General features: G+C 49.2%; 26 protein-coding genes. 4 read left to right on the forward strand and 22 right to left on the reverse strand.

The annotated features are described in order from the left end of the window. The 6 genes from minC to DIJ65_RS13605 all read right to left on the reverse strand — a co-directional run bounded on the left by minC (position 1) and on the right by DIJ65_RS13605 (position 4,780). Positions 1-669: a septum site-determining protein MinC gene (gene minC / locus DIJ65_RS13580; protein ID WP_230321435.1), complete on the reverse strand. Its 669-nt coding sequence runs from the start codon at positions 667-669 to the stop codon at positions 1-3. Between the two features lie 275 nt (positions 670-944). Further along, entirely contained in the window at positions 945-1,469 is a 525-nt protein-coding gene (mreD, locus tag DIJ65_RS13585) for a rod shape-determining protein MreD (protein WP_117303090.1), read from the reverse strand. Beyond that, a complete protein-coding gene (mreC, locus tag DIJ65_RS13590) occupies positions 1,466-2,353 on the reverse strand; it encodes a rod shape-determining protein MreC (protein WP_117303088.1) in 888 nt (295 codons plus the stop codon). The genes mreD and mreC overlap by 4 nt, the downstream gene beginning before the upstream one ends. A 14-nt stretch (positions 2,354-2,367) precedes the next feature. Further along, complete coding sequence (locus DIJ65_RS13595) at positions 2,368-3,396, reverse strand: rod shape-determining protein (RefSeq protein WP_117303086.1); 1,029 nt, start codon at positions 3,394-3,396, stop codon at positions 2,368-2,370. Between the two features lie 89 nt (positions 3,397-3,485). Next, positions 3,486-4,178 carry a RadC family protein gene (gene radC, locus DIJ65_RS13600; RefSeq protein ID WP_117303084.1) on the reverse strand — a complete coding sequence of 231 codons (693 nt, stop codon included), beginning with the start codon at positions 4,176-4,178 and terminating at the stop codon, positions 3,486-3,488. Continuing rightward, on the reverse strand, positions 4,172-4,780 hold the full coding sequence (locus DIJ65_RS13605; protein ID WP_117303082.1) for a Maf family protein: 609 nt from the start codon (positions 4,778-4,780) through the stop codon (positions 4,172-4,174). The genes radC and DIJ65_RS13605 overlap by 7 nt, the downstream gene beginning before the upstream one ends. Before the next feature lie 386 nt (positions 4,781-5,166). Here DIJ65_RS13605 and DIJ65_RS13610 point away from each other — a divergent pair, with 386 nt between their 5' ends. Together DIJ65_RS13610 and DIJ65_RS13615 are read left to right on the forward strand one after the other, a co-directional pair. After that, the gene (locus tag DIJ65_RS13610; RefSeq protein ID WP_117303080.1) at positions 5,167-6,693 is read left to right on the forward strand and encodes an AbgT family transporter; all 1,527 of its coding nucleotides are present in this window, start codon (positions 5,167-5,169) and stop codon (positions 6,691-6,693) included. Positions 6,694-7,234: 541 nt separating this feature from the next. Further along, positions 7,235-7,555 carry a DUF5658 family protein gene (locus DIJ65_RS13615; protein WP_117303078.1) on the forward strand — a complete coding sequence of 107 codons (321 nt, stop codon included), beginning with the start codon at positions 7,235-7,237 and terminating at the stop codon, positions 7,553-7,555. 38 nt (positions 7,556-7,593) lie between these two features. Here the strand turns inward: DIJ65_RS13615 and DIJ65_RS13620 are convergent, their stop codons facing one another. From DIJ65_RS13620 to DIJ65_RS13690, 15 genes are all read right to left on the reverse strand, one after another. Beyond that, positions 7,594-8,349: a prepilin peptidase gene (locus DIJ65_RS13620; RefSeq protein WP_117303076.1), complete on the reverse strand. Its 756-nt coding sequence runs from the start codon at positions 8,347-8,349 to the stop codon at positions 7,594-7,596. Between the two features lie 312 nt (positions 8,350-8,661). Beyond that, the gene (locus DIJ65_RS13625) at positions 8,662-9,618 is read right to left on the reverse strand and encodes a LysM peptidoglycan-binding domain-containing protein (RefSeq protein ID WP_142836506.1); all 957 of its coding nucleotides are present in this window, start codon (positions 9,616-9,618) and stop codon (positions 8,662-8,664) included. Continuing rightward, a complete protein-coding gene (locus DIJ65_RS13630; protein WP_117303074.1) occupies positions 9,611-10,354 on the reverse strand; it encodes a fimbrial assembly protein in 744 nt (247 codons plus the stop codon). The genes DIJ65_RS13625 and DIJ65_RS13630 overlap by 8 nt, the downstream gene beginning before the upstream one ends. A 4-nt stretch (positions 10,355-10,358) precedes the next feature. Continuing rightward, the gene (pilM, locus tag DIJ65_RS13635) at positions 10,359-11,297 is read right to left on the reverse strand and encodes a type IV pilus biogenesis protein PilM (protein ID WP_117303072.1); all 939 of its coding nucleotides are present in this window, start codon (positions 11,295-11,297) and stop codon (positions 10,359-10,361) included. Between the two features lie 44 nt (positions 11,298-11,341). Beyond that, positions 11,342-11,800 (reverse strand): prepilin-type N-terminal cleavage/methylation domain-containing protein, encoded by a 459-nt coding sequence (locus tag DIJ65_RS13640; RefSeq protein ID WP_185959557.1) that lies wholly within the window; start codon positions 11,798-11,800, stop codon positions 11,342-11,344. 132 nt (positions 11,801-11,932) lie between these two features. Beyond that, positions 11,933-13,144 (reverse strand): type II secretion system F family protein, encoded by a 1,212-nt coding sequence (locus tag DIJ65_RS13645; protein WP_117303070.1) that lies wholly within the window; start codon positions 13,142-13,144, stop codon positions 11,933-11,935. Between the two features lies 1 nt (position 13,145). Next, positions 13,146-14,192, reverse strand: coding sequence for a type IV pilus twitching motility protein PilT (locus DIJ65_RS13650; RefSeq protein ID WP_117303068.1), 1,047 nt, complete (start codon positions 14,190-14,192; stop codon positions 13,146-13,148). A gap of 3 nt (positions 14,193-14,195) precedes the next feature. Further along, the gene (locus DIJ65_RS13655; RefSeq protein WP_185959563.1) at positions 14,196-15,854 is read right to left on the reverse strand and encodes a GspE/PulE family protein; all 1,659 of its coding nucleotides are present in this window, start codon (positions 15,852-15,854) and stop codon (positions 14,196-14,198) included. A gap of 22 nt (positions 15,855-15,876) precedes the next feature. Continuing rightward, on the reverse strand, positions 15,877-17,298 hold the full coding sequence (locus DIJ65_RS13660; protein WP_117303064.1) for a VanW family protein: 1,422 nt from the start codon (positions 17,296-17,298) through the stop codon (positions 15,877-15,879). Between the two features lies 1 nt (position 17,299). Further along, positions 17,300-17,725 (reverse strand): hypothetical protein, encoded by a 426-nt coding sequence (locus tag DIJ65_RS13665; protein ID WP_117303062.1) that lies wholly within the window; start codon positions 17,723-17,725, stop codon positions 17,300-17,302. 36 nt (positions 17,726-17,761) lie between these two features. Further along, the gene (locus DIJ65_RS13670) at positions 17,762-19,285 is read right to left on the reverse strand and encodes a hypothetical protein (RefSeq protein WP_117303060.1); all 1,524 of its coding nucleotides are present in this window, start codon (positions 19,283-19,285) and stop codon (positions 17,762-17,764) included. Between the two features lie 21 nt (positions 19,286-19,306). Beyond that, positions 19,307-19,783, reverse strand: a complete 477-nt coding sequence (locus DIJ65_RS13675; protein ID WP_185959558.1) for a prepilin-type N-terminal cleavage/methylation domain-containing protein — start codon at positions 19,781-19,783, stop codon at positions 19,307-19,309. A gap of 23 nt (positions 19,784-19,806) precedes the next feature. Beyond that, positions 19,807-20,415, reverse strand: coding sequence for a type II secretion system protein (locus DIJ65_RS13680; RefSeq protein WP_185959559.1), 609 nt, complete (start codon positions 20,413-20,415; stop codon positions 19,807-19,809). A gap of 232 nt (positions 20,416-20,647) precedes the next feature. Continuing rightward, entirely contained in the window at positions 20,648-22,351 is a 1,704-nt protein-coding gene (locus tag DIJ65_RS13685; RefSeq protein ID WP_117303054.1) for a sensor domain-containing diguanylate cyclase, read from the reverse strand. Positions 22,352-22,397: 46 nt separating this feature from the next. Next, positions 22,398-23,588 (reverse strand): bifunctional folylpolyglutamate synthase/dihydrofolate synthase, encoded by a 1,191-nt coding sequence (locus DIJ65_RS13690; protein ID WP_117303053.1) that lies wholly within the window; start codon positions 23,586-23,588, stop codon positions 22,398-22,400. Positions 23,589-23,658: 70 nt separating this feature from the next. Between DIJ65_RS13690 and DIJ65_RS13695 the strand changes: the two genes are divergently transcribed. Both DIJ65_RS13695 and DIJ65_RS13700 read left to right on the forward strand, forming a co-directional pair. Continuing rightward, positions 23,659-24,522 carry an ATP-grasp domain-containing protein gene (locus DIJ65_RS13695; RefSeq protein ID WP_117303051.1) on the forward strand — a complete coding sequence of 288 codons (864 nt, stop codon included), beginning with the start codon at positions 23,659-23,661 and terminating at the stop codon, positions 24,520-24,522. After that, positions 24,519-25,283: an ATP-grasp domain-containing protein gene (locus DIJ65_RS13700; protein WP_117303049.1), complete on the forward strand. Its 765-nt coding sequence runs from the start codon at positions 24,519-24,521 to the stop codon at positions 25,281-25,283. Before DIJ65_RS13695 ends, DIJ65_RS13700 begins: the two co-directional genes overlap by 4 nt. 43 nt (positions 25,284-25,326) lie before the next feature. On the opposite strand, the gene DIJ65_RS13705 is transcribed toward DIJ65_RS13700, so the two are convergent. Continuing rightward, the coding region (locus DIJ65_RS13705) for an IS3 family transposase (RefSeq protein WP_142836507.1) at positions 25,327-25,523 on the reverse strand (197 nt) is incomplete at its 5' end.

Below are 25,523 nucleotides of genomic sequence, written 5' to 3' on the forward strand. Positions count from 1 at the left end.
CTAGCTTCCTCCTTTAAACGTTGAAATTTGCGGCCGGATGAACCGCAATTCCTGCAGACGATCGATGACGATGTTCTGGCTGTTGCTATGTATATACGCACATTCCATTTCAGGCTGTTCGGACAGTACAGACAATTCGTCAGTCATCGTTTCAATTAAATCGTCGATCATAAGATGGGTCGCTTCCAGCCACGACGCGGCAATAACCGCCTCGCGGTTGCCGTTCGCGCCGGCATGGGCGATGCCCTTCAGACGGCCCAGCACGTAGATATTGCCGCCGGCCACCACGCGCCCGCTCGGGTTGACGTCGCCGACTACGACGAGGTCCCCTTCAGCTTTCACTATCTGGCCGGAACGTACAATCCCGACATAAGTCTCGGATTGGCGTTCCTGAATCCGTTTGTTGCTTTCTTCGACGGAAATGACGTCGCTGCGCATTTTGGCCACCCGCAGATGCGAGTTGTTCTGAATGGTTGCGACGATTTCCTTGTATTGGGCTTCGGTGCAATAGCGATAGCCCAGATGGAGCTGCACTTCGGCGCTGCCATCAAGCGCAGAGTCCGAAACCTTGGCTTTCAGTTCGTTCAGCATGTCCGTATAGGCGCACTGGTCTTCGAGCTGCAGCACAAGTCCTTCTTTCGTTCCTCTTATATAGACAAGATTCTTCAAAAATGCGTCACCTGCGCTTTCATTTATAAATACGGGTCGAGACCTTTTGGCTTGTGGTAGTTTTGTAAAAAGATACCTTGTCCGGACTCCAACGGCCAACTCCTCGGTCTTAAACTGTCAGAGCTGAGCAGGCATTTCCGCTTTTCTCTTTGTCCAGACTCCAGTGCCTAGCTCTTCGGGTCATAAGCCAGCCCAGCTATGCGGCAGAGAGCGCCGCGCCGCTGTTCCGTCTTATGCCTTTCAGAGCTGAGCAGGCACTTCCGCTTTTCCAACAATCAGGCTTTGCTGTTTTCCCGTTCCAGCAGTCGGGCAACGATCAGGGATTTAAACACCCAGCCGAGCATGACCAGAAACAACGAATTCGCAATCATTGTCGGCAGCAAACGGGTTGTCAGGAAAACATCCACCGGCATCGAAATCACCGAAATGACGGAGAAAAACAGATACAGGACAAATTCAAACAGAGCCGTCAGCACCAGGGTCAAAATGGTGGCAACAAGTAGATTCCGGTGCACCGATTTCACGACATAGCCTGTGATCAGGCAGATCATCGGATACAAAAATGCATATAGTCCAATAATATCAATGAAAAAGACATCGTACAAGAGGCCGAAAAACAACCCATAGTACATCGCATGCCTGGTGTCATAATAGACCGTTACAAAGATCAGGAACATCAATAAAAAACGGGGCACAATATAATAATAAACCCCGTCAAGCTGCAACGGGGAAAATAATCCAAAGACGGGTTCAAGGAAAAACAGGACGAGGGCGATCAGAGGGAGGATGAAACGGATCATGATCCTTCTTCCTCCAGGGCCGCTTCACTGTCTTCCCCTTCCACTTCCGGTGTCACCCGGTCGGCGATCATCACGTGGTTCAACAGCGTAAAGTCGGATGAAGGCTTCACGTAGGCAAGCTGCGTCAGCCCGAATTCATCAATCGTGATTTCGGTGATTTCGCCGATAACGAGGCCTTTCGGGAAAATGCCGCCGAGACCGCTGGAGACAACCTGTTGCCCGACTTCCAGTTCAATCTGTGCGTCGATGCGTTTCAGCATCAGTTCACGGCGTTTGGCGTCGTAACCTTCGATCAGGCCAAAGACGCCTTCTTCCCCGCCGATGACCATGGCAGAAACCCGGTAATTCGGATTCTGTGTGGAAATCAATTCAACGGTGGAGTGGCTCTTCGTCACCAGCGTGACTTTGCCGATCAATCCCTGTGCCGTCATAACGGCCATGTTTTCTTTGACGCCGTCTGATTCACCTTTGTTCAAAATAACTTTTTCTTCCCATTGATCCGGGTTTCGCGCAATGACCGTGGCCTGGATCGGGTTGTAATCCCGCAGATCGGCTTCTTTGCCGACGATTTCCTTCAATTGTTCATTCTCAGAACGAAGGTCGGTCACTTCTGCCTGCACTGACGCAAATTCATCAAGGCGGGCTTTTAAATGCTGATTTTCCTTATATGTATTCAAGAGTGAATCAACGTTGTCGAAAATGCCTGTAACAAAATGCGCCGGACCGGAAAACAGCGATTGGCCGGCACCGACAGTGTCTTTGATGACCTGTTCTGGGAAGGATACATTGTCGCGATCCCGTAACGTATAGGAAATTAATGCTACGAGCAGAATTACCCCGAGCATCAACAGAATTAGCCGCTTGTTCGAAAAGAACCTAGACATGGCAGCAATCCTCCTTATTTAGTTGATTGCATGCGACGGATTTGATCAATATTGTCAAGTGCTTTCCCTGTACCGATTGCCACGCAGTCGAGCGGGCTTTCAGCGATCAGGACGGGCATTTGCGTTTCATCCGAAATGACTTTATCCAGATTTTTCAGGAGCGCGCCGCCGCCTGTCAGAACGATGCCGCGTTCCATGACGTCAGCCGATAATTCCGGCGGAGTCGTTTCAAGCGTTTTCTTGACGCCTTCGATGATGGAAAGAACGGATTCCTTCAAGGCTTCCGCGATTTCCTCCGCAGAGATTTCAAGTGTTTTCGGCAGGCCTGTCAACAGGTCACGGCCGCGGATGTCCATTTTGACGGCTTTTTCTTCCGGCGTTGTGACACGCGCAGCGCCGATTTCGATTTTGATGGCTTCTGCCGTACGTTCACCGATTGTGAGGTTGTACGTTTTGCGGATGTATTGCGTGATTGCCTGGTCCATCGCATCACCGGCAACACGGATGGATTCGCTCGTCACGATGCCGCCAAGTGAAATGACCGCAACTTCCGTCGTTCCTCCACCAATATCGACGACCATGCTGCCCATTGGTTCCCAGACAGGAAGATTTGCGCCGATTGCTGCTGCAAAAGGCTCTTCGATCGTGAACGCTTCACGCGCTCCGGCCTGGCGCGATGCATCGATGATTGCGCGCTGTTCGACACTTGTGATGCCGAAAGGAACACAGATCATGACGTTCGGCTTCTTCATCGATCCGCCGACTTTTTTCATCGCTTCCTTCATATAATATTGAATCATTGCAGTTGTTGTATCGTAATCCGCGATGACGCCATCGCGCATCGGGCGGATTGCCACGATGGAGCCCGGCGTACGGCCGATCATGTTGCGCGCGTCGTTTCCGACAGCGACGATTTCTCCGGTATTCGTATTTTTTGCCACAACGGATGGTTCTCTGAGAACAATCCCTTTATTTTTTATAAATACCAATGTGTTAGCAGTTCCTAAGTCGATCCCTAAATCTTTTGATCCCATTCCAAACACGTGAATTCTTCCCTTCTTTATATGCCAAAAAGCCATAGAGTTTACACAATACTACTCATTATAGCTGAAAAGTATGGAAAGTAACAGTGCTACATATACCCCTTTTCATTTAATGAAATGAATTGATGGTCCCCGATAATGATATGGTCCAAAAGCTCAATGCCAACGATGCTTCCCGCCTCCATCAGCCGTTTGGTGACCGCGATATCTTCGGGCGATGGCGCAGGATTGCCGGATGGATGATTGTGGGCGCAGACGATTGACGCGGCTGAACGGCGGACTGCTTCCCGGAAAATCTCCCGCGGGTGGACGATGCTGGCGTTCAGGCTGCCGACAAATATTGTCTGTTTGTGCAAAACTTGGTTCTTTATGTTCAAAAACAACACAACGAAATGTTCCTGTTTGAGTGAAGTCATGTCCGCCATCAGATAGGAGGCGGCATCTTTCGGGGAACGGATGGTGAATTTCGCATCCGTCTGTTTGGAGGCCAGGCGGCGGCCCAGTTCGACCGCAGCCATCAACTGCACCGCTTTTGCCTGGCCGATGCCATTGATCGACGTGAGTTCTTCGATGCTGGCATCTTTCAGTTGCTGTACCCCTTCGAAATGGTGCAGCAAGCGGTTTGCCAGATGCAGGACAGACTCCTGCCTGGTGCCGGTGCGCAGCATGATGGCGAGCAGTTCCTGGTTGGACAGGCTGGTCGCCCCCTGACTGACCAGCCGTTCGCGCGGCCGGTCGGCGGTATGGACATCACGGATCATCAACGCCTGCTCCTTCACCATTCGACACGGCTCCCCGCCAACGTGATGTAACCGGCGTCCGACAGCTTCCGCGCCAGGTGGGCGAGCGGCAGGCCGACCACCGTATTGTAATCGCCGCTGATCCCTTCGACAAACAGGCCCGACATCGTCTGGATGCCGTATGCGCCGGCTTTGTCGTACGGGTCATCCGAATTCGTATAGGCTTCGATCCAACTCTTCGGAACGTCCGTAAACGTCACTTCGGTCGTTTCATAAAATAAAATCTCATTGTCTTCCGCTTTTACTGCCACCGCCGTGATGACTTCGTGGCTGCGGCCGGACAATTTCTGCAAATAGGCTATCGCCTGCTTTTTGTCTTCCGGTTTCAGCAGAATTTCACCGTCACAAACGACGACGGTATCCGCTCCTATCACCACCGCGTCGGAATGTGTTGCCGCGACATCCAGTGCTTTCATTTCCGCGCAATTCGCGACATAGCTGAGCGCATTTTCAAATTCCTGGGGCTTCGGCTCTTCCTTCTTGCTTGGAATCACCTGAAAATCAAATCCGAGCATCTGCAGCAATTCATTTCTGCGCGGCGACTGCGACGCCAGGATAATGGGTTGATTGGCTTTGAAATACATGGGAACGCCTCCTTTTTCCTTAAGAATACACCCACCTGAAAATTGTTACAAATTATGAAAAATCAAATTTGCAGCCTATGTGCGGATCAAAAGTGAGATTTGGAAACCTTGCAAACAATTCATAGCGGCATTGCAGGATTCAGCTCCGGGATTTAGTTATTTACCGCCGACGTGAGTCTTTCTCTTTCGTGACTGCCCACCTCCCATTTGCTTAATGGAGTCGGCTCGATAAAAAATTATTCAATTTTGCCATTATTACTACTTCTTCCAAAAGCTTTCTTCCTTGAAAGGAAAGCTTTACAATGATAACGGATTTCACTTTCTGAAAATTTCTTATTTCAAAATAATGAGTAAGGAATTTCAAATCATGAAAAGAGGTAGGTATTATGGAAAAAAAGCGAAAAGGATTCTTCCAGAAGTTTCTGGATGGAATCGAATTTGCCGGAAATAAACTGCCGCATCCGGTAACGTTGTTCGCACTTCTGGCACTTCTCGTGCTGGTGCTGTCAGCAATCATTTCGAGGTTCGGCGTTGCAGTCGAGCATCCCGGCCAGGAAGGCGAAATGGTCGAAGTCAAGAACCTGCTGAATGCGGAAGGCATCCAGTACATCTTCACCAGCATGGTCGATAACTTCATCGGCTTCGCCCCGCTCGGCGTTGTCCTTGCGACCATGCTCGGCATCGGAATCGCGGAACGCACCGGCCTGATCAGCGCAATGCTGCGCGGCTTCGTGCTGTCCATCCCGAAATACCTGATCACTGCCGGACTTGTGTTTGCCGGCATTATGGCGAGTGTCGCTTCTGACGCCGGCTATGTTGTATTGCCTCCACTCGGTGCGGTGATATTCGCTGCGCTCGGGCGCCACCCGCTTGCCGGTCTTGCCGCCGCATTCGCCGGCGTGTCCGGCGGATTCAGCGCGAACCTGCTGCTGTCGGCGACAGACCCGATGCTCGGGAACCTGACAATTGCCGCTGCGGCGGTTGTCGACCCGGCTTATGCGGAAGGCATGAACATCGCGATGAACTATTACTTCATCATCGCATCGGTATTCGTCCTGACGATTGCCGGTGCATTCGTCACTGAAAAGATCGTCGAGCCGCGGCTTGGTGAATACAAAGGCGAATACCGTGAAGAATTGACCAGCCTTACAACGGAAGAAAAGAAAGGCATGCTGTGGGCTGCGATTTCATTCCTGATTGCCGCTGCCGCATTCGCCTTCCTGATCGTTCCGGAAAACGGCGCACTGCGCGGTGAAGACGGCGGTGTCGTCCAGTCTCCGTTCATGTCGTCGCTCGTTCCGATCATCACAATCCTGTTCTTCATTCCCGGATTGTTTTACGGAATCGCCACAAAAAATATCAGGAGCGATAAAGATGTCGCCAGCCACTTAAGTGACACCATGGCAGCGATGGGCATGTTCGTCGTGCTGGCATTCACTGCCGGACAATTCGTGGCCTATTTTACCGAATCCAATATGGGCATGGTCATCGGGGTATATGGAGCCCAGTTCCTGGAAGGCGCTAACCTGACAGGCATCCCATTGATACTCGGCTTCATCTTTGTCACCGGGATCATCAACCTGTTCATCGGCAGCGCGTCCGCGAAATGGGCCATGATGGCGCCGGTATTTGTGCCAATTATGATGTACCTCGGTTATTCTCCCGAATTGACGCAGATGGCTTATCGCATCGCCGATTCAACGACAAACATCATTTCGCCGCTGATGACGTATTTCGCGATCATCATCGCATTTGCACAGAAATACGATAAGAAAATGGGCATAGGAACATTAATTTCAGTCATGTTCCCCTACTCGATCGTGTTCGCGATTGTGTGGACAGTCATGCTGATTGTATGGATGATGCTGGGCTTGGATCTCGGGCCGGGTTCTCCGCTGCGTTACAATCCGTAAGAAATAAAAACTGAATCTAGGTAATATAAGTTGAAGTAAAGAATCTCACTTTGCATAACGCTTCGGCGCTATGGACAAGGGCAAAGATTATGCTCCTGCGCAAGCTCGTCGCAAAGGAGGTGCCATCTTCGTATGGCACACCTTGGCTCCCGCAATAAGCCGAGAAGACCACTCGTCTTATCGCTCCGTCGGCCTTCGCCTGCTCCTGAGCCGCGCCGGCGCTAGAGAAATCTCTAGAGATAGGAAGCAAAACAGCGTAGACGCCTAAGAGAGCAGCAACGGAGTAGGCTTTCCAACTCCGTTTCGACGAAGTGGCAAGCTTAGCTGTTTTGCGGAATATCGGCTACTATAGTTTATTAGTTCAACATAGATAGGCCAGCGCAGTCGTTTCTGCGCTGGTTTTTTATGTTTAAAAAATTATGGATAATTTTTCATGAGTACGCCTCAATCTTCTCGGGTATAGCTACTATACATTAAAAATAGAACATTTAGACAACTTTTTGATGTGCGTATAGATGATCCATGAAACGAGGTGCACGGCATGTCGATCCCGGACCAAAGAGCTCCATTAAAAAAATACATCTGGCTGCTGATCGTGCTGAACGCGCTCGACGGCATCCTGACATATTTCGGCATGACCCGGGGCATCGTGGAAGAAGGCAATCCCCTGCTCAGTTCGTTTGCGCCGTTTACGATTCTCGGCATCAAGCTGTTCCTGTCCCTCTGCCTGTTCGGACTCCTGTTCACCACATTCGCGGGAATACGCGCACCTGTCTGGCGCTATACGTTCATCGGCGCCAATGTGCTCTACTCCATGATTTTCGCTTTGCATCTGTTCTGGTTACCCTTGTTATTTATCTAAAAAAACTCCCTGGAGAATTTTCTCTCCAGGGAGTTTTCCTATGTCCAAAGCGTTAAATACCAGTCGAGCAGCGTTTCACCGTAAAAATAGACGATGACCGCACCGGCCGCAATCGACGGTCCGAACGGCACCGGCGTTTTGCGTCCCTGGCCGGTAACGCGCAGGATGATGATGCCGACAATCGCTCCGATGAACGAAGCGAAGAACAGGGTCATGAGCGTTCCGGCCGTCCCGAGCACCAGCCCGATGACGAAGAACAATTTGATGTCCCCGCCGCCCATTCCGCCTCTTGACAGAATCGAGATGAGCAATAAAATAAGGAATCCGGCCGCGGCACCAAGCAGGCTGTCCCACCACGGATCGAGCGGGATGAACAACCGCAGGACGAGCAGCGCAACCCCGAACGGCAGCAGCACTTTGTCAGGAATGAGCATATAGGCGATGTCCGACACCGTGATGATGACGAGCATCGACACGAATAGTATTGCAATGACCAGTTCCGGCGTAAAGCCGAAATGCCAGAACGACAGGGCGAACAAACCAGCCGCGATGAATTCCATCAGCGGGTAGACCCAGTGTATCTTTTCCCCGCAGCCGCGGCAGCGACCGCGCAGGAACAGATAGGAAAATACCGGCACCAGGTCGAGTGCCGTCAACTGCCGGTCGCAGCTCGTGCAATGCGACGGCGGAAACGCGATCGATTCCTTTTTCGGCACGCGCAATCCGACGACATTGAAAAACGAACCGAAAACGAGGCCGAATAAATAGAAGAACGCTGTGTATGTAATCGTCATAGGAACCCTCATCACTATTGGAATTTAGATATGTAGAATTAATAATCTATAGTAGCCGATATTCCGCAAAACAGCTTCGAAGGCATTAGCCGACGCATGCGAGGATAATGCCTTTGCGACGAAGTGCGTAGCACTGCAGGAGCACGGTTTTTTCAGCACTTCGCCTGCTCCCCTGGGCGTCTTCGCTGTTTTGCTCCATATCTCTAGAGATTTCTTTAGCGCCGAAGCTTTAAACTAAAGTCATTCTTTTGAATCTACTTGTACCGTTTACAAGATTAGAGAAAAAAGGAGAAATCACAATGATTTCTCCTTTCAAGGTTTTTCAGGGATCGTTAACGTCGTCCCGCTTTTTACGATATAGTCGGTCATGTTATTGGCTTTGCGGATAGCTTCGATGCCGCTGCGGTCTCCGAAAAATCGATCGGAAATGTTATACAGCGTGTCGCCTTTCACCACTTTATGGGTCTTGGCGGTCTGTGCACCGGCAACGTTATCATTTGCTTCCGCCGCCGCGACTTCGTCTTCTCCATTTTCATCAACTTCAACATCCACGTCTACATCCACTTCAGCGTCGGCTTCCTCGTCTTCTTCGACATTCGCCAGATCCGTTCCATCGTTTTTCGGCAATGGATCAATTTTATTGGCCGGCGGCGGTGCGTCGACTTTCGGCAAAGTGTCGGACAATGCGATCAGATCCGGACGGTAGAATGCCGAAAAGCTTAATGTCACTTCCAGGATTTCATCCTCTTCCTCCACCATCGTGACTTCGCCGTTGGAAGAGAATGTGATCGAATCGATGATGAGGATGCGTTTCATCGCTTCAATTTCCTGGATGAAGCGGGTGATGCCGGCATAATCAGCGGTTTCAAATGACACCGTCGTCTGGACTTTCTGGACATTTTCGATGCCCTCGACAGGCGTCAATAACTCCAACGGTGAATCTGCGATATCGATGGTCTGCACCTGGGAACGCGACAGCAATTCTGCCTGTTCCAGCTGGAGCACGATCAGTTCCGATAACGGTTCAACCGACACGCGCTGCTGCAACTCGCTTGTTGACACCCGCTCTTCTTCCGGCAGCGCTTTCAACTGCTCCTGCAGCGCCATCAGCACTTCGCGTTCGGATTTGAACGTTTGTTCCGCCGCAACCCGAGCTTCTTGGGCAGGCGAATAAACCATGTACCAGCCATAAGCACTGATCGCCAGCAGGAAGACGACCGCCAGCGCAATCAGTCCCTGTTCTTTTTGTTTTTTCGTCATACTACTCATTCGGCTCACCCTCCGTTTCTTCAGGAGTGGCGTCCGGCTCTTCGATGATTTCAACTTCGACATCCACGTCCGCTTCGGCGTCTTCTTCCGTTTCAGCAGCCGGTGTATCTTCCACTGCCTCTTCGACGATATTGCCTTCCGCGTCAAGCACCGGCAGGCGGTCATCGACGAATACCAGGGTGTATGTAGCGAGATATCTCGGGGTTTCGATTGTTTCTTCTTCGCCAGCGGCTTCCTGCTCTTCTTCCGTCAGCGTAATCGTTTCACTCGAAACATTATCGAGTGACGCAAAGTCCAGAAGGTCCGAACCTTTCAGTTGGGCAAGGTAATACGCCGCGTCACGTGTTGCATCGAACTGGACAACTAAAGCAGCGGTATTCGGTTCAGAAAATGCGATTTGATCAAAGAAGCCCCGTGCCGGCAGCAATGCCGCCAATTCTTCCAGCAATGGAATCGTATCGTATTGATAGCTCTCCGCCCAATCGACGGTCGCCTTCAATTGCTGTTCTTCGTTCATGCCGGTTGTCGCTTCCAGCTGTGCCCGAATTTCGGCTTGCTGCGTGGCAAGCTCGGCACTTTGGGCCGCCAATACCGCCTGCTCCGTATTCTCCGATTTCGCCATGAAGAACAGCACCGCGAAGACCACCAGACCAAGAAGTAAAATAGAGAGCGCCGCAATGAGGAAGGCGGATCGGTCCCGCTCCTTCTGCGGCAATAGGTTAATATCAACTAACATGGGGTCACACCTCTTTCAGCGCAAGACCGATGGCACGGTTGAAACGTCCGGAGACGATGCCGCCGTGTTCGGTAGTGATGGGTTTCGGGACAATCGACGATACCGGAATCGAGAAGCGGCCTTCAAAACGGGCCTGAAATGCGTACCATTCCTCAAATTCCCCGTTGCAGATGATCTGCGTAATGCCCTGCTCGCCTTCATTCATATTATAACGATAGAAGTTGGCAAGCTTTTCGGTTTCATTGATGATGACGTCCATCAATGCAGATGAATCATCAGCAAGGGAAGTGTATTCCGACAGATCGACCGGCCGCATGAACAACGGGAAATGTTCGTGGAAAATCGACACCGTCATTTTCGATCCGTGCAGGTCGAGCACCATGATATGGTCTTCTTCAGAAATGGCGTGCTGCAGATAAGCCAGGCGGTATAGCGCGAGCGGTGTGATGTCAGCAACGACTGGTACCAGCTTCGAATTGGTGAACGCCCGTTCGAAATCCTGGACGACCGATTCCTTCGAAGCGATGATGATCGCTTCCGGATTGTCCGATTCCGGGTGGTAAGGCACCACGTCGAAAACCGGATCTTCAAAGGGCAGGTAAAGCGTCGAGCCGATTTCAATGAAGAAATGGCCTTTCAGTTCATCGGCTGCCACATCTTCAGGGTAAGGTACTTTGCGGATAATAACAAATTCGTCAGGGGCGAGGAACCGGACCGACTTCTTGGAGAGACCCCACTGATTGACAGCCTTATCGAGTACCGAGCCCAGCGCTTCGAAATCCTTGATCTTGCCGTCTTCAATGACACCCGCCGGGAGTGGAAACTCCTCGGCAAGGCTCAACTGAAGCGGATCGACCGATTTCAAATCGACATGGCGAATTGCATCTTCTTCTATTGTAATGGTCGCAACGCGCGTTTTTCTCGATAAAAACGATAAGGCCATTTGATCAGCTCCTGCATATTTGAGTATAGTTAATCATTAAATTTTTATGGCGTTATTGTAGTACCAGTAAATTCGGCATTAGTTTTATCACTTAACTCCGCATTCGTCATCGCAGAACTAATTGTATAAGTCTTACCACTTGCTGTAGCAGAGCCAGAAATTGTATTTCCACCTGTAACTTTTAAAATTTCTACTGCGGGAGCAAGTGAGCCTATATCGTCCAAATAAGAAGCAGTCGTACCAGCTGTCAAAGCAACACCATCTAATAATCCGCCTGCCGTAACAGTTGTCTCGCCAGGATTTTCAGTAAAATACAAATTAGCTGCTGATAATGCATTTTGATAGTCTGCTTTAACAGCTCCATTTCGACTGTTTTCAATAATTGTACCAATCGCCGGAATCGCGATTGCTGCGATAATCGCCAAAATTACGATTACTGCCAAAAGCTCGATCAGCGTCATCCCTTTTTCATTTTTCAACTTCTTCTGCATAAATTTTTTCATTTCATTTCCTCCTCATGTCCTATTTTTTTAGTACTTTTTGAGTACACCTTAAGTATAGCAATACTCGGAAATAACACAACATGTTTTCCTGATATTTTTCCAAATATTTTAAATAAAAAGATCATAAACAGACTACATATTGTCAATATTTTGAAACATTTCAAACATCGGAAGCATAATTGACATGACAATAGTCCCGACAAGAGCGGCCAGCACCACGATCATCAGCGGTTCGATCAATGCCTTCAGCCTGTCGGTTTCCGCTTCCACTTCCTTCTCGTAGAAATCAGCTACCTTATCGAGCATATGGTCGAGCGAACCGGTTTGTTCACCGATCAGGATCATATGCGGGATCAGCGGTGGAAACGCCCAGTGGTCTTTCATCGGCTCTGTCAACGAGCCGCCGCGCTCTAAGCTGTCGCGTGACGCGATGATGACTTTCGACATGACGGCATTGCCGACCACTTTTTCGACCATCGTCAGTGCCTGGAGAATCGGCACGGAACTGGAGAACAGCGAACTCAGCGTTCTGGTCAAACGCGCCAGCGCCGATTTTTGCAGGATTCGGCCGAAGATCGGCAATTTCAGCAGCAGCGTATCCAAAAGGAATTTTCCTTGCTCGTTGCGTTTCATCATCCAGATGGCCACCGCGATGCCGAAGCCGGTGAGAACGAGCAAATACCAGTATTGAAGCGTTATATCACTGGCCATCATCACGATTTGCGTCAGCATCGGCAATTCACCACCAAAACCTTCAAACATTTCAGCGAACATCGGCACAATGGAAGATAACAGGAAAATCACAACGCCGATGGCCAGCACGCCCACCACCAGCGGATAGGACATCGCCGACTTCACTTTTTGCCGCGTCTGGTAGGCTTTGTCATAGTAAGTCGCCAGACGGTCCAGCGATTCGTCGATATTCCCGGACAATTCCCCCGCTTTGATCAGGTTGATTGTCAGCGGTTCGAAAATTTTGGGATGCTTGCGCAGCGAATCCGACAGCGAATTCCCTTTGCGGAGATCTTCATCGATGCTGACCAGTGTTTTCCGCAATGGTTTCGATTCCACCTGTTGCGACAGAATCTTTACGGAATCGACGATTGTCACCCCCGCCCGCATCAGTGTCGAGAACTGGCGCAGGAACATGATGAACTGGTCCCGTTTGACCGGATTGCCGATGACGATGTCTTTCTGGAGCGCGGTGGCTGCTATTTCACGGATTTCGATGACCCGCACGCCTTCATCGCGCAGCTGCTCGATCGCTTCCCGGCGGTTGCCGGCCACTACCACTCCGGCGCGTACGCGTTTGCGGTCACGTCCTTCGTATTTGAAACGCGCCATGTTACTCCTCTCCTTCCAGGAAAGGCTGGGCGATCTGTCGGGTTATTTTGCCTTGGCTCAGAAGTTCCTGCACGGACGTCGACATCATATGCATGCCGGCGGCGCGGTTTGTTAGGATGACGTTCGGGATCTGATGCACTTTTTCGGTGCGGATCAGGTTGGCGACTGCCGGGTTCGAAATCAGGATTTCGGTTGCGGCGACGCGCCCTTTGCCATCAGCTGTCGGCAGCAATCGCTGCGCAACGACGGCTTTCAGAATGCCGCCGAGCTGCGTCCGGATCTGGGATTGCTGTTCCGGCGGGAAAACGTCGATGATCCGCTCGATGGTCGTGGCGGCGCTCGAAGTATGCAGCGTGCCCATCACCAAATGTCCGGTTTCAGCGGCGGTGATGGCGGTCATAATTGTTTCCAAGTCACGCATTTCCCCGACCAGAATGACATCCGGATCCTGGCGTAACGCTGCGCGCAAACCGTTGGCAAAGCTTTTGGTATCGAAGCCGACTTCCCGCTGGTCGATGACTGAGGTACCGTGGCGATGCAAATATTCAATCGGATCTTCCAGTGTGATGATATGTTTCGTACTTTCTTCATTGATATGGCGGATCATTGCCGCCAAAGTTGTGGATTTTCCTGAACCGGTCGGACCGGTCACGAGAATCAGCCCCTGATGGATTTCCGCCAGTTTCTTCAAAATCTGCGGCATTTTCAGTTGATCCACCGTCGGCACTTCGGTCGGAATCGCACGGAATGCGTGCGAAATGGAGCCCCGCTGGTGAAACGAATTGACGCGGTAACGGCCTACACCAGCTATGGCGTAGGAATAGTCCATCTCCCCTTTTTCGATGAATGTGTCCCACAGCGATTCCGGCATGATGGCTTTGCCAATCGCTTCCGAATGCTCCGGCGTCATATTCTCTTCGCCGTAACGGCGCAATGTGCCATGCATCCGAAAAACCGGCGGGATGCCTGTAGTCAAATGAATATCGGAGACATTCAATTCCTTGGCTGCAATTAAAACTTTATCGATAAACGTTGTCGTTGTCAGCATAATCTATTCTGCAATTGCAACACGGAGAACTTCTTCCGTGGTGGTCATGCCCTCCTTCACTTTTAATAATCCGTCGTCGATCAGGAAGATGGTTTTATTTTTCACGGCGATTTCACGAATTTCGGCCGCAGTGCCGCTGCGGTTGATGACGTTTTTGATGTCTTCATCGACAATCAGCACTTCGTGGATTGCCATGCGGCCGCGGTAGCCCGTCATATTGCATTGCGGGCACCCTTTGCCGCGCGCCACGACATCGATTGTCAGGCCGCGCTTGGCGAAAATCTCCTGTTCCCGGACGGTCGCCGGTTCGATCGAGCGGCAATCCCGGCACACGCGGCGGATTAGCCGCTGCGCGACGACCGCGTTCAGGGAAGCGGTGACGAGGAACGGTTCGATGCCCATATCCATCAGGCGGGTAATCGACGCAATCGAATCGTTCGTATGGATCGTGCTGAGCACGAGGTGACCGGTCAAAGAGGCGCGGATCGAAATGTCGGCCGTTTCTTTGTCGCGGATTTCCCCCACCATGACGATGTCGGGATCCTGCCGGAGAATAGAGCGCAGACCTGCCGCGAATGTCAAACCGACATTGGCGTTCACCTGGATCTGGTTGATGCCTTCGAGCTGATACTCCACCGGATCCTCAACGGTGATGATGTTGACTTCTTCGCTGTTGAGTTTGTTCAACGCCGCATACAACGTCGACGATTTTCCGGAACCCGTCGGACCGGAGATTAACACAATGCCGTTCGGCTTTTCGATTTCTTTCAGGAAACGTTCCATGTTGGTGTCGTTAAAGCCGAGTTTGGAGATATCGGTTAAATTGGCGCTCAAATCGAGAATCCGCATAACGATTTTCTCACCGAACACTGTCGGCAATGAAGATACCCGCAGGTCGATTGCCCGGAAATCGACGTTTGTCTTGATGCGGCCGTCCTGCGGTATGCGATTTTCGGTAATGTCGAGATTCGCCAAAATCTTGATGCGCGCTGTCACCATCTGCTGCATCGTTTTTGGCAAGGTGCGTTCGGTGCGCAGCGAACCGTCAATGCGGTAGCGCACGAGCACTTTGTTTTCCTGCGGATCGAAATGGACATCGCTCGCTTTTTGCGAAACGGCGTTTGACAGGATCTGATTGACGAGCCGGACGATCGGCGCATCGAGGTCGTTCAGTTCTTCCTGCTGCTCCATCGTCACTTCCGGCATTTCATCCAACATATCGTCATAGGATTCCTCATCGTAATATTTCGCGATGGTTTTCAGGATGTCGTCTTTCGACGCGATGGCCGGTTCGATGTTGAAGCCGGTCGTCAGGCGCAGATCGTCGATTGTGATGATGTCCATCGGATCGGTCATGGCGATGTATAATTTGTCGTTTTCACGTTTCAGCGGCACAAGCATTTTCCGTTTGGCCACTTCTTTCGGCACCATATTGAATAGTTTCGGATCAAACGGATACCGGTAAAGCGTCACGTGCGGAATGCCGAGCTGGACTTCCAGCGTTTCGATCAATTGCTGCTCGGTGATGACCCCTCTTTGCAGGAGGGCATCCCCGATTTTCTGGTCGCTCTGTTTTCCTTCGAGTACGCTGAGTAATTCTTCTTCGGTCAATAATCCCTGTTCGATCAATAAATCGCCAAGTTTTTTTCTTCTGACTGCCAAAGTCCCACCCCCTTCATAACGGTTAAGGATCAATCTGAGTTCCACCTTTATCGTATTCTGGATCTTGCTCTTCTTCTTCGTCATCCGGTATGCCGTCCCCATCGGAATCGATCACCGGGTCTTGGTCATCCGGGTCAGTTACTGTGCCGTCGGGATTTGTTACGGTGCCGTCCGGGTTCGTCACACTTCCGTCAGGATTTTTCACAGTGCCGTCGGGGCTTGTGACCGTTCCATCCGGATTTGTCACGGTGCCATCAGGATTCGTCACTGTTCCATCAGGATTGGTGACAGGTGCCGGCGCTTCCGGTTTTGTCAGCGGATATACTTCGATGCGGTGAACCGGCGGATAGAAATCAGTCGACACGGATTCCACTTCGATTTCTTTGCCGTCCGAATTCACTGTGCGCGTCACTTCGACGATGACGCCGTCGCTGCCTTCTTCATCGACCACTTTGCCCGACGTCACAAACGCGCTGAACTGGCGGATGAGCCGTGGCTCCAGTTCCTGTTCACTGCCGGTGATGATGTCGTATGTGTGGACAAACGGCATGCCCGACAATTCCGACTCGATGCGGGAAGCGTCTGCCGATACCTGCAACGTAAGCGAAGACGCATTCACATTGGTGAAGACGAAGTCAACTCCGAGACTGCGGTTGATGGCGGCTTCCAGGCCGAGCGGGATCGATGTCGGAACCGCCGTGCCGATGCTTCGTTCGTCGACAAGGAAATTCGTTTTTAAAACCGTTGCATAAACTGCCGACGCGATTTCTGTCAGGTCCTCGTCTGTTACATTTGCCGGCTGCATTTCATTGATAAAATCAAGGAATGAAAACTGCGTGCCCGCTTCGATTTTGTAATTGCTGAGCGCGTTGACGACTTCCTGTGCGCCGGAGCTGCTGAAGGAATGCTTCCAACCTGATTCCGAAACAGTTTCATAGCTGACACCGAGGGTATCATCGCTGATGGTCACACGTGTCAACGCCTGGCCGGATTGCAGCGCGAGTTCAAGTTTTTCGTTGATGGCTGCCACGTCGGTTGCTGAAAAGGCGGCCACCGTAAATTGGCGGTTCAGGAAAGTCCGGGTCGTATCTTCCGATAATTGGAAGACAAAATCATTCTGTGTGCCGGTCTGCGCGTTCGCAACCGTCTCGTCCAACAGAATTTCCGCATTTTCCAGCGGATAGGAAGCTGTGACGTCCTGATAGGTCACCATCAATTCGGCGGTGGAACGCCACGACTCGACTTTTCCGGCAAACAACATGCGGGCATCGGCCAACTCGAGATTCGAAACATCCGTCGTGCCAATATATGTATTGCTCCCGAACTCCTGGGCCGGGAACAGCCATTTGTCTGCAGCGAAACTTCCAGCGTTGGCAACGCCAAAAACAAGAAGTGCGGAAGAAGTGATTGTTAATAAGGTTTTTCCGAAAACTTGATTATCCAACTTACCGCTCCTCCCCGCTCACACCGATTGTCTGCATGGCAAATGATTTCTTCTCTGGTTCTTTATCGTCATACAAAGATTTTTCCGCTTCCGGTTTTGGAGCTGTTTCTTCTATAGAACCTGTCTCTGCCGGAACAGCCGATTCGCGTTTCTGTTTTCGCTCATCGGCAAGGCGGCGTTTCTCCGTTTTTTCCATCTCATCGATTTTCGCATAAGCGATTGCGCCGATCATGGAAATCGCGACAATGGCGAGAAGAGGCACATAAAATGCGAGCTCGAACAATTGAAGAAAAACCGAGATGAATGCAGCTGCGACAATCGTGCCCGCAATCAGCATCCGCTTCGGCAGCGGCGTTTTCTTGAATTGATAGTACGCCAGCGGCAGGATGATTGCCGCCGCGATGATGGTGATTAAAATTTGGATCATGTGAATCCCCCTTTGCTTATCGATCTTTGTTTCTTTTTAGTATTCCACTTCGAGGTCGAAGCTTGGGTCTTCAATATAAGAAGTTGGTATTGTTTTTATTACTTTACTTACGCCACTAACATCTACTCCGCAGCTGCTTAAGAAATCTGTGTACTTATCATAATGCACTACATAAGGTATTGTTCTTTCTGGATCCAAGAAATTATTGTCATCTTTAAGTACAAACCGTTCTGTTGTTTCAGGGTCTGTATAATAGATAATTTGCCCTGTGGCGTTACCTGTAGTAAACGTAGCTATCTCACTTAAAGTTTCTACATGAGTAGGATGTATCCTTTCCATATCGAAACATATTCTTCCATTTTCTCCAATAGTCAAATTACCACTAAAGTCCATCTTAGAATCTTTGTTGAGGTCATCTTTACCAAGTATTACTAAGTTGGTATTAGTTATTCCATTCCCTTTTACGTTCTTAACTTCTAATTCTCTTAAAATTAATGTTTGTATTCCATTAGCACTTCCAAGACTGTTCATATTTTTGGGATCTAACAATCCGTCTACAATCAAACTAATACCAGACCACTTATTTAAATTTGCGCCATTAAATAAGCCAGTAGCAGTTGGAGGAACAATTATTGTAAGTCCAGCAAGCGATTTATTATTACAGTTGTCTTTTCCCTTACCGCAAACATTGTCTTTAAAATTATCCGTATATACTGTGAAATCTTTAGGAACCAGACCTTTTTCTAAAAGTGATTTTACAAATTCACCAGCATCAGAATCTAGATTACATTCTTTTTCAATGATATCATCACCAGAAACATACCCTGCTAAAAGAACGGCACAACTAATTCCGGGTTTTTTCTTTGTAAATACATTGTTATAAGTCAATTCTGGATTTCCGTTTGATACTGTTTCAATTGTTAAACTTTCAGTAGGTGATAAAAAAGTATCCGGCACTTCAATAGTAAATATGCCTTTTAAATATTTTTCTGTTTCTTTTGACTTTCCAGTTAAATCCAATTGTACTTTTAGCGATGTTACAACTTTATCAGCTGTGTTTGCTAACTCAACATCCTGACCCGCTGTATTTTGTTTGATTATAGAAGTTTTAGAAATAATATAGTGAACATCTTTACCAGTAAAAGGTGTTTGTGGGTGATTTTTTAATTTTTTTAGTTCTGTTACTTTAGCGTCGACTTTTAAAATATATGCAGCTTTCATATCAATATCTATTTGTTTCTCCATCGCTGTAATTTCTTCCTGAGTATCGCAACGTGGATCCTTTGAATCGAAGCAAGTCTTAATACCGATTAATTCCAATTGAGTTTGTTCAAGGATTTCAGATTTTATAATACCGATCTCACGCTGAAAATCCACAGAGTGGTATTTGACTCCCATTTCAGCAGAAGCTACCGCCTGATTAGAAGTGTCAACAATATTTTCCTGTTTTGCGTTACTCAATGATCCAGCCATAAATGTAGCAGATAATCCCAGGAACAGAACAACCATCAATAAAACAATCAATAAAGCATAGCCATTTTGGTTTGTAATAATCTTCATCTTTTTGCTCCCTTCAAATAATTAATGTGTAATTATTCTGGTTAAAGTAGTTTTTACCTCAACTGCTCGTGCAGTTTTTATGGGATCATCTGTTACATTCAAGATGAAGTTTACATGCTTTTTTTTTGGTTCTATAATAGTTGCACTATTCCAAGTTGCAAAACCTGTTCCATTTATACTTCCTGAATAAACATAAGAGTTATCAGAAAGACGATTAAAAGTTCCACAATCCATAACTCCTGGTGTCTCAGTATCATTGCATGTTTTTATCTCCAGATTGCCACCTACAAACTGCAGATAATAATAGTCATTCAACCTATGTGCTGCCGATAGTTTTGATATTATTATATTTGCATCCTGCTGCAACATTGTTTTGCTGGTTTCAGCTGCACCATGGTTTATGCCAATCGTTAAAGTAGTCCATGCAGCTACTGCTATAATCGATACCAATGCCAGCGCTGCGACTAATTCTACGAGTGTGATGCCTCTTTGATTCAAGCTCATAAACCTCCACCAGCCTCCTATTTAGTATCAATCTCCTTGTATGGAATATATGAAAATGTTTCGCTGCTCATTCGATAAGATCCACTTCCAGGTTTTGTCTCCATCATAACTTTCAAGTGAACTTTATGCAGTTTGACTAAGTCCTGTGGTTCGCAACTGCCAATTGCCGGTGGTGTTGCTGGTGGTGGTGATGTTGGGGGCGGTGGTGGTGGAAACGGTTCACATACTGTATAGACATCAGCAATATAATGGTAATCCCCTACTGTTGGAATATTATAGAAGCGTTTGTAATCTGGAAACACAGGATCAGTTAAGTCTACAGTATAAGAAAGACTATCCATTACAGATTCAATACTTAAATCAGGTGCAATTATAGGACCTTCAACTTTCAAATACCCTGGTGACTCTCCTGCGGATGAATCATATTTTCTTATCCACAAATTCGTGTCACTGATCTTCGCCATCTCCTGCCTCGCCAAATTCATGGTGTCCAATTTCGCTTCTGTTTTCTCATTGAATAATGTCATCTGCGGGAAAATCGTCATGATGCCGACAAACAAGATACCCAGAATTACCAGTGCTGCCAATACTTCGACCAAAGTTAATCCTTTTTCGTTGCTGTTCAAGCATTTCCTCATGCCGAGCCCCCCACTGAGTATAGAATGTTTAAAAGCCTAATAATGTAAATAAAGCAATTCTAACGATGCAAAACCTAATTACTAACATTATTACACTTAAATTAGGTTTCTGCACTATTTTTTTGCAGATTTTTCTGTTTTTTTACCTAAATATTTATCAATTCCTGAATAGAACTAGTAAAAAAAGACTGCACACCGGAGTGGAACCCGGTTTGCAGTCTTATTTCGTATAAGCAGCCACTTTGTTGCGTCCGGCCTGTTTTGCCCCGATATAGAGCGCGCGGTCGGCGTTGCGGATCATTGCCATGCCGTCATCGCTGTCATCCGGTGCGGATGACACGCCGATGCTCATCGTGATCTTGATCGGAATTGTGCTGCGGTCTTCGTCGAGATCGCTTTGGATCATGAATTCGCGCTTCTCGATTTCCTTGCGGATGTTTTCTGCAAACAGCATCGCGAGTTCCTTGCTGTAGTTCGGCAGCAGCACCACGAATTCCTCGCCGCCGTATCTGGCGACCGTGCCTTCCTTGCCGACGATTTCCGTCAGCAGATTCGCAAGGCTGATCAGGATTTCGTTGCCGCTCTGATGGCCGTATTTGTCGTTGATGCCTTTGAAGCGGTCGATGTCCATCATGATGACGGACAGGCTGCGCAATTCGCCGCTGTTGACCTGTGCCATACATTTTTCCAGCGCCTCGTCGAGATAGCGGTAATTATACAATTTCGTCAGTCCGCAGCGCTCGCTTTTCGCAATGGCTTTTTGGACCAGCCCCGCTTTCTCCAGCGACACCGCAAAATAGGTACTCAGGATATCCAGTATCTGCAGCTGGTGATGGACGAAAGCGTGTTTCCGCTTCGAGCCGAGGACCAGTACCCCTTCGATGCGGTTGTTCCGGGATATCGGCGTTGCCATCAGGCTTTCCGTGTCAGCCGGCATATACCCGCTGACGATTGCTTTCCACTGGGCTTTATTGTCATAGATATAAGAATTATTATTGATGATTGCGTTTCCGGCTATTCCTTCATTATATTTCACCGGTTCCACGTCCAATGACTGGAATTCGTTATTTTCAAAGATTCGAAGCATCAGGAGTTTTCCGTCGCGGTAGTCGATGACGTACGCATAGTCGACCTGGAAAAGATCGGCGACCTGGATGACGAACTGATCGAGCACTTCGTCCGTAGACAACCGGGCTGCCAGCTGGTGGCCGATTTCACCCGCTTTTTTGAGATCGCTGTTGACTTTCTCCGAATTATTATACATCCGCATGATGGCCGTCATGGTGAAGAATGGAATACCCAATAGAAGAAGTGCGGTCAAACCGATATAAGTTTCGGAAATATAAAGGGCGATTGCCAACGGGAACACCAGCAGTGTAATGGAGAAATCCCAGATCGTGTCGACTGAGAAAAAATCTTTATGTTCGCCGAGAATTCGGACATAGACATACAGGATAATCTGATTGGAAATGACCGATACGGTCTGGAAAAGCAGGCCGAACAGCAGGATATGGCCCAAATCGACAGAGCCGACTTCGCCCCCGGCATACAGGAACGATAGGCCTGCCAGACTTGAAATGGCGAAGAACATCATCGAATTGAACGGAATCCGGATGAACAGGCTTTCGGACGTCCGAAGCCGCAGAATCACGATCAGCATCGTGATCTGTGACAGGACGACTTCCGCAAACAAGCCATATTTCAGGAAAACGGCAACAGTCAGCCATTGGACCAGATACGTCGGCACCCCGTTGATTTTCATCGGCAGCAGACACGCCAGGATAAAGAACGCCAGATAGGCTGCAGCTTCGGCTAAAGGGATTACCGGGGGTGGATAGTATTGATAAATAAGGTAGAGCCCCGGAGGCACGACGAGAACCCAAAGTGTCCACAAAACTATTTTTCTTCTTTGAAAATTATCCATAGCGTATCTCCCTTACTGGGTTCTCTTCATGCCGAAGAAATTGGGATTAATCGGGTCTGTAATGCTCGAACATCGAATAATTTTGTTTTCTTAGGATTGCCAAAAGATAAAGTGAACCCGTGACTATTGTCACTACATTTTTACTAAGTACAGGTAATATATCATAATTGTTTTGAATTGTCTTTATTTTACTGCTACTTTTTGAAAATAAAATCTCGGCCGGCAACGCCCGCTCATTTTCGAATTCCAGAAATGTGAAGTGATCGCTGATCGTTTCCAGCTTCCGCAGGATTTTTTCGTGCTCCTTATCTTGCAGCAAGCCCATAACCACGTGGATTTCGCGGTCCGGATAGGTTTCGTTCACGGTCTTGATGAGTGCATCAATGCTCGCTTCATTGTGTGCCCCATCGAAGATGACATCCGGAAAGACTTCTTCAAAGCGATAGGGAATCGTCGCTTTCGACAACCCTTTTATTGCCAATTCATCTTTAAATTGGAATCCGTGCAGGTTTTGCACCGTCTCCCATGCCAGCTGCGCATTTGCTTTTTGGTGCTGTCCTTTGAGTTTTAATCGGCCTTCATACAGGACTTTGGACTTAATAATATCTGAACCCATCGTTTCGGCTGTGGTACAGATTACCTTTTCCGCGGCCTCCGGCAGGTATCCGATTGCTGCCGGTTTCCTCCTTTTGATGATTCCGCCTTTGTGCCAGGCGATTTCTTCAATCGTTTCCCCCAGAAAATTGGTGTGTTCCAACGAGATGCTTGGAATGACCGAAATCAGGGGATCGATCACGTTTGTGCTGTCGAACCTCCCGCCCATTCCCGCTTCAATAATCACGTAGTCCGGCTTCTGTTCATCGAGGATCAGGAAAGCCACTGCCGTCAGCAACTCAAAGTCGGTGAGTGGTGTCCCGATGTGCGACAATTTTTCCATGGCCGCATCAAAATCCGCCTCGCTTGCCGGCTGCCGGTCAATCTGCACCTGGTCATGGACGTCTTCGATGGCGGGGGAAAAGAAATTGCCGACTGTATAGCCATGCTCCATCAAGATGGCGGCGATGAAAGCGGCCGTGGAACCTTTGCCGTTGGTACCGGCGATATGTATGAAATTCTGGCCGCGTTCGGGGTTTCCCAGTTCCCGGAGAGCCCCTTCCATTGCTTCCAGGCCCGGCTTGATCGAGCTGTCAGATGCTATATTCCATTTCTTTTTATAATGATCAAATCCGGCAATCATCAAAAAACCTCTTTTCTATTCTTAAACATGATACAATTTTTTATAAGTATAGCATGAAGGTGGAATGGCAATGGCGTTGGGTTGGATCATATATAATGGAAGTTTAATCTCTGAAAAATTCATCGACCAGGCGCAATTGGTGGCGGAAGCAGCCGAACGGGCCGGGGTCGAAACACGCATCATGAAAAACAATGACCTCCTGATGGACCTGTCGACCGACAGTGATTTACCGGATTTCGCGGTCATGCTCGATAAAGACATCCTCCTCGGCTATTTTCTGAAGAGCCGCGGCGTGCCGGTCTACAACGACCCCGCGATCATCGACATGTGTGACAATAAGGCAAAGCAATACATAGCGCTGGCCTCCGCCGGGCTGCCGATGCCGGCGACCATCATCGCACCCAAAGTCTACCCCGCTTTCTCGATCCGGGATTCCGGATACTTTGAAAGGGTGCTGGAACGCCTCGGCCTGCCGATGATCATCAAGGAAGGCCATGGTTCATTCGGCATGAAAGTTTACCTGATTGAAACCGAAGACCAATTCTACGAAAAAGTGGAAGCGCTCCGGGGGATTGATTTTGTGTTCCAGGAATTCGTCGAATCCAGCCGGGGCCGCGACATCCGCGTCAATATCGTCGGAGGCGAAATCGTCGCCGCCATGTACCGCGAATCGAAAACCGATTTCCGGGCGAATATCACCAACGGCGGCGAAGCTTTTCCAATCGACCTCACCGAGCAGCAGAAAATTCTTGCCATTGCTGCAGCCCGTGCAACCGGCGCCATTTTTGCCGGCGTCGACCTCCTGTTCGATGCCGCCGAGCAGCCGCTCGTCTGCGAAGTGAATGCAGCGGCTCATATCCGCAACATTTTGAACGTCACCGGCATCAATGTCGCGGATGCCATGATCGCCTATATACTGGAGGACGTGCGATGATTCTATTGTACGAAACCCTTGACGCACAGCGCAATGAAGCTTTTATCATGGAACTCCGCCGTTTTGGTGAGTTCGGGCTGCTCTGCTGGGACGAATGGCATGAACCGGGTTTGTCCTTCCTGGCTGCCGAATTGGCGGGACAGACAGTGGTGTTCCGCTGCCGGCGCCCACAAGCTGCCCGTTTCCTTGAAGACCGGGGCATCCGCATCATCAACCGGGCGGAAGTCAATCGAATTGCCAACGACAAATGGCTGGCTTACCAACTTTTTTTGATGCTCGGTGTCCCGGCTATCCCTACCTACCGCAAACCGCAGGAATTTCCCTGTGTCGCAAAAGCCATCGACGGCCACGGCGGGACGGAAGTGGAAATCCTGGAGTCCTTGGATTCGGTGCCTGATTTTGATGCCGAAACAATTTACCAGCCGGTCGTCCCGCATACAGCCGATGTGCGAGCCTACGTCATCGGCGACGAAGTGGTCGGCGCCGTCAAGCGGAGCTCCGACAGCTCGTTCCGCAAAAACTTTTCGTTGGGTGCCGAAGTTGAAAGGTACACACTCGATTCGACCCAGGAAACCGAAGTGCTGAAAATTGCACGCGCGTTGAAAGCCGATTACATCGGCGTCGACTTCCTGCTCCTCGAAGACGGCCGCCATCTCTTCAACGAAATCGAAGATCCCGTCGGCGCCCGCTCCTTCTATCAGACGCATGACGAGAATATTGCCGAGCTGCTGGTTCGGCATATTGAAAAGAAGAAGTGGTGACAGTGGTCAAGCCCCTCGTTTTTAGACACCATCTAATTGTGTGTCAGCTGGCTAATTTTTTCACGTTCAAATAAGCGGCCGGCGTCAAATAATCCAGTCTTTTTTGACTGCGTTCGCCATTAAAATAGGCAATGAATTTCGGCAAGTCGTCGATTACCTGACCAGCTGAATCGATTGGGAATAAATGCGGAAACTCTGTTTTTAAATGAGAGAAGAAACTCTCAATTACGGCGTTATCCC

This window comes from Planococcus salinarum, assembly GCF_007004625.1.
Lineage (GTDB): Bacteria > Bacillota > Bacilli > Bacillales_A > Planococcaceae > Planococcus > Planococcus salinarum.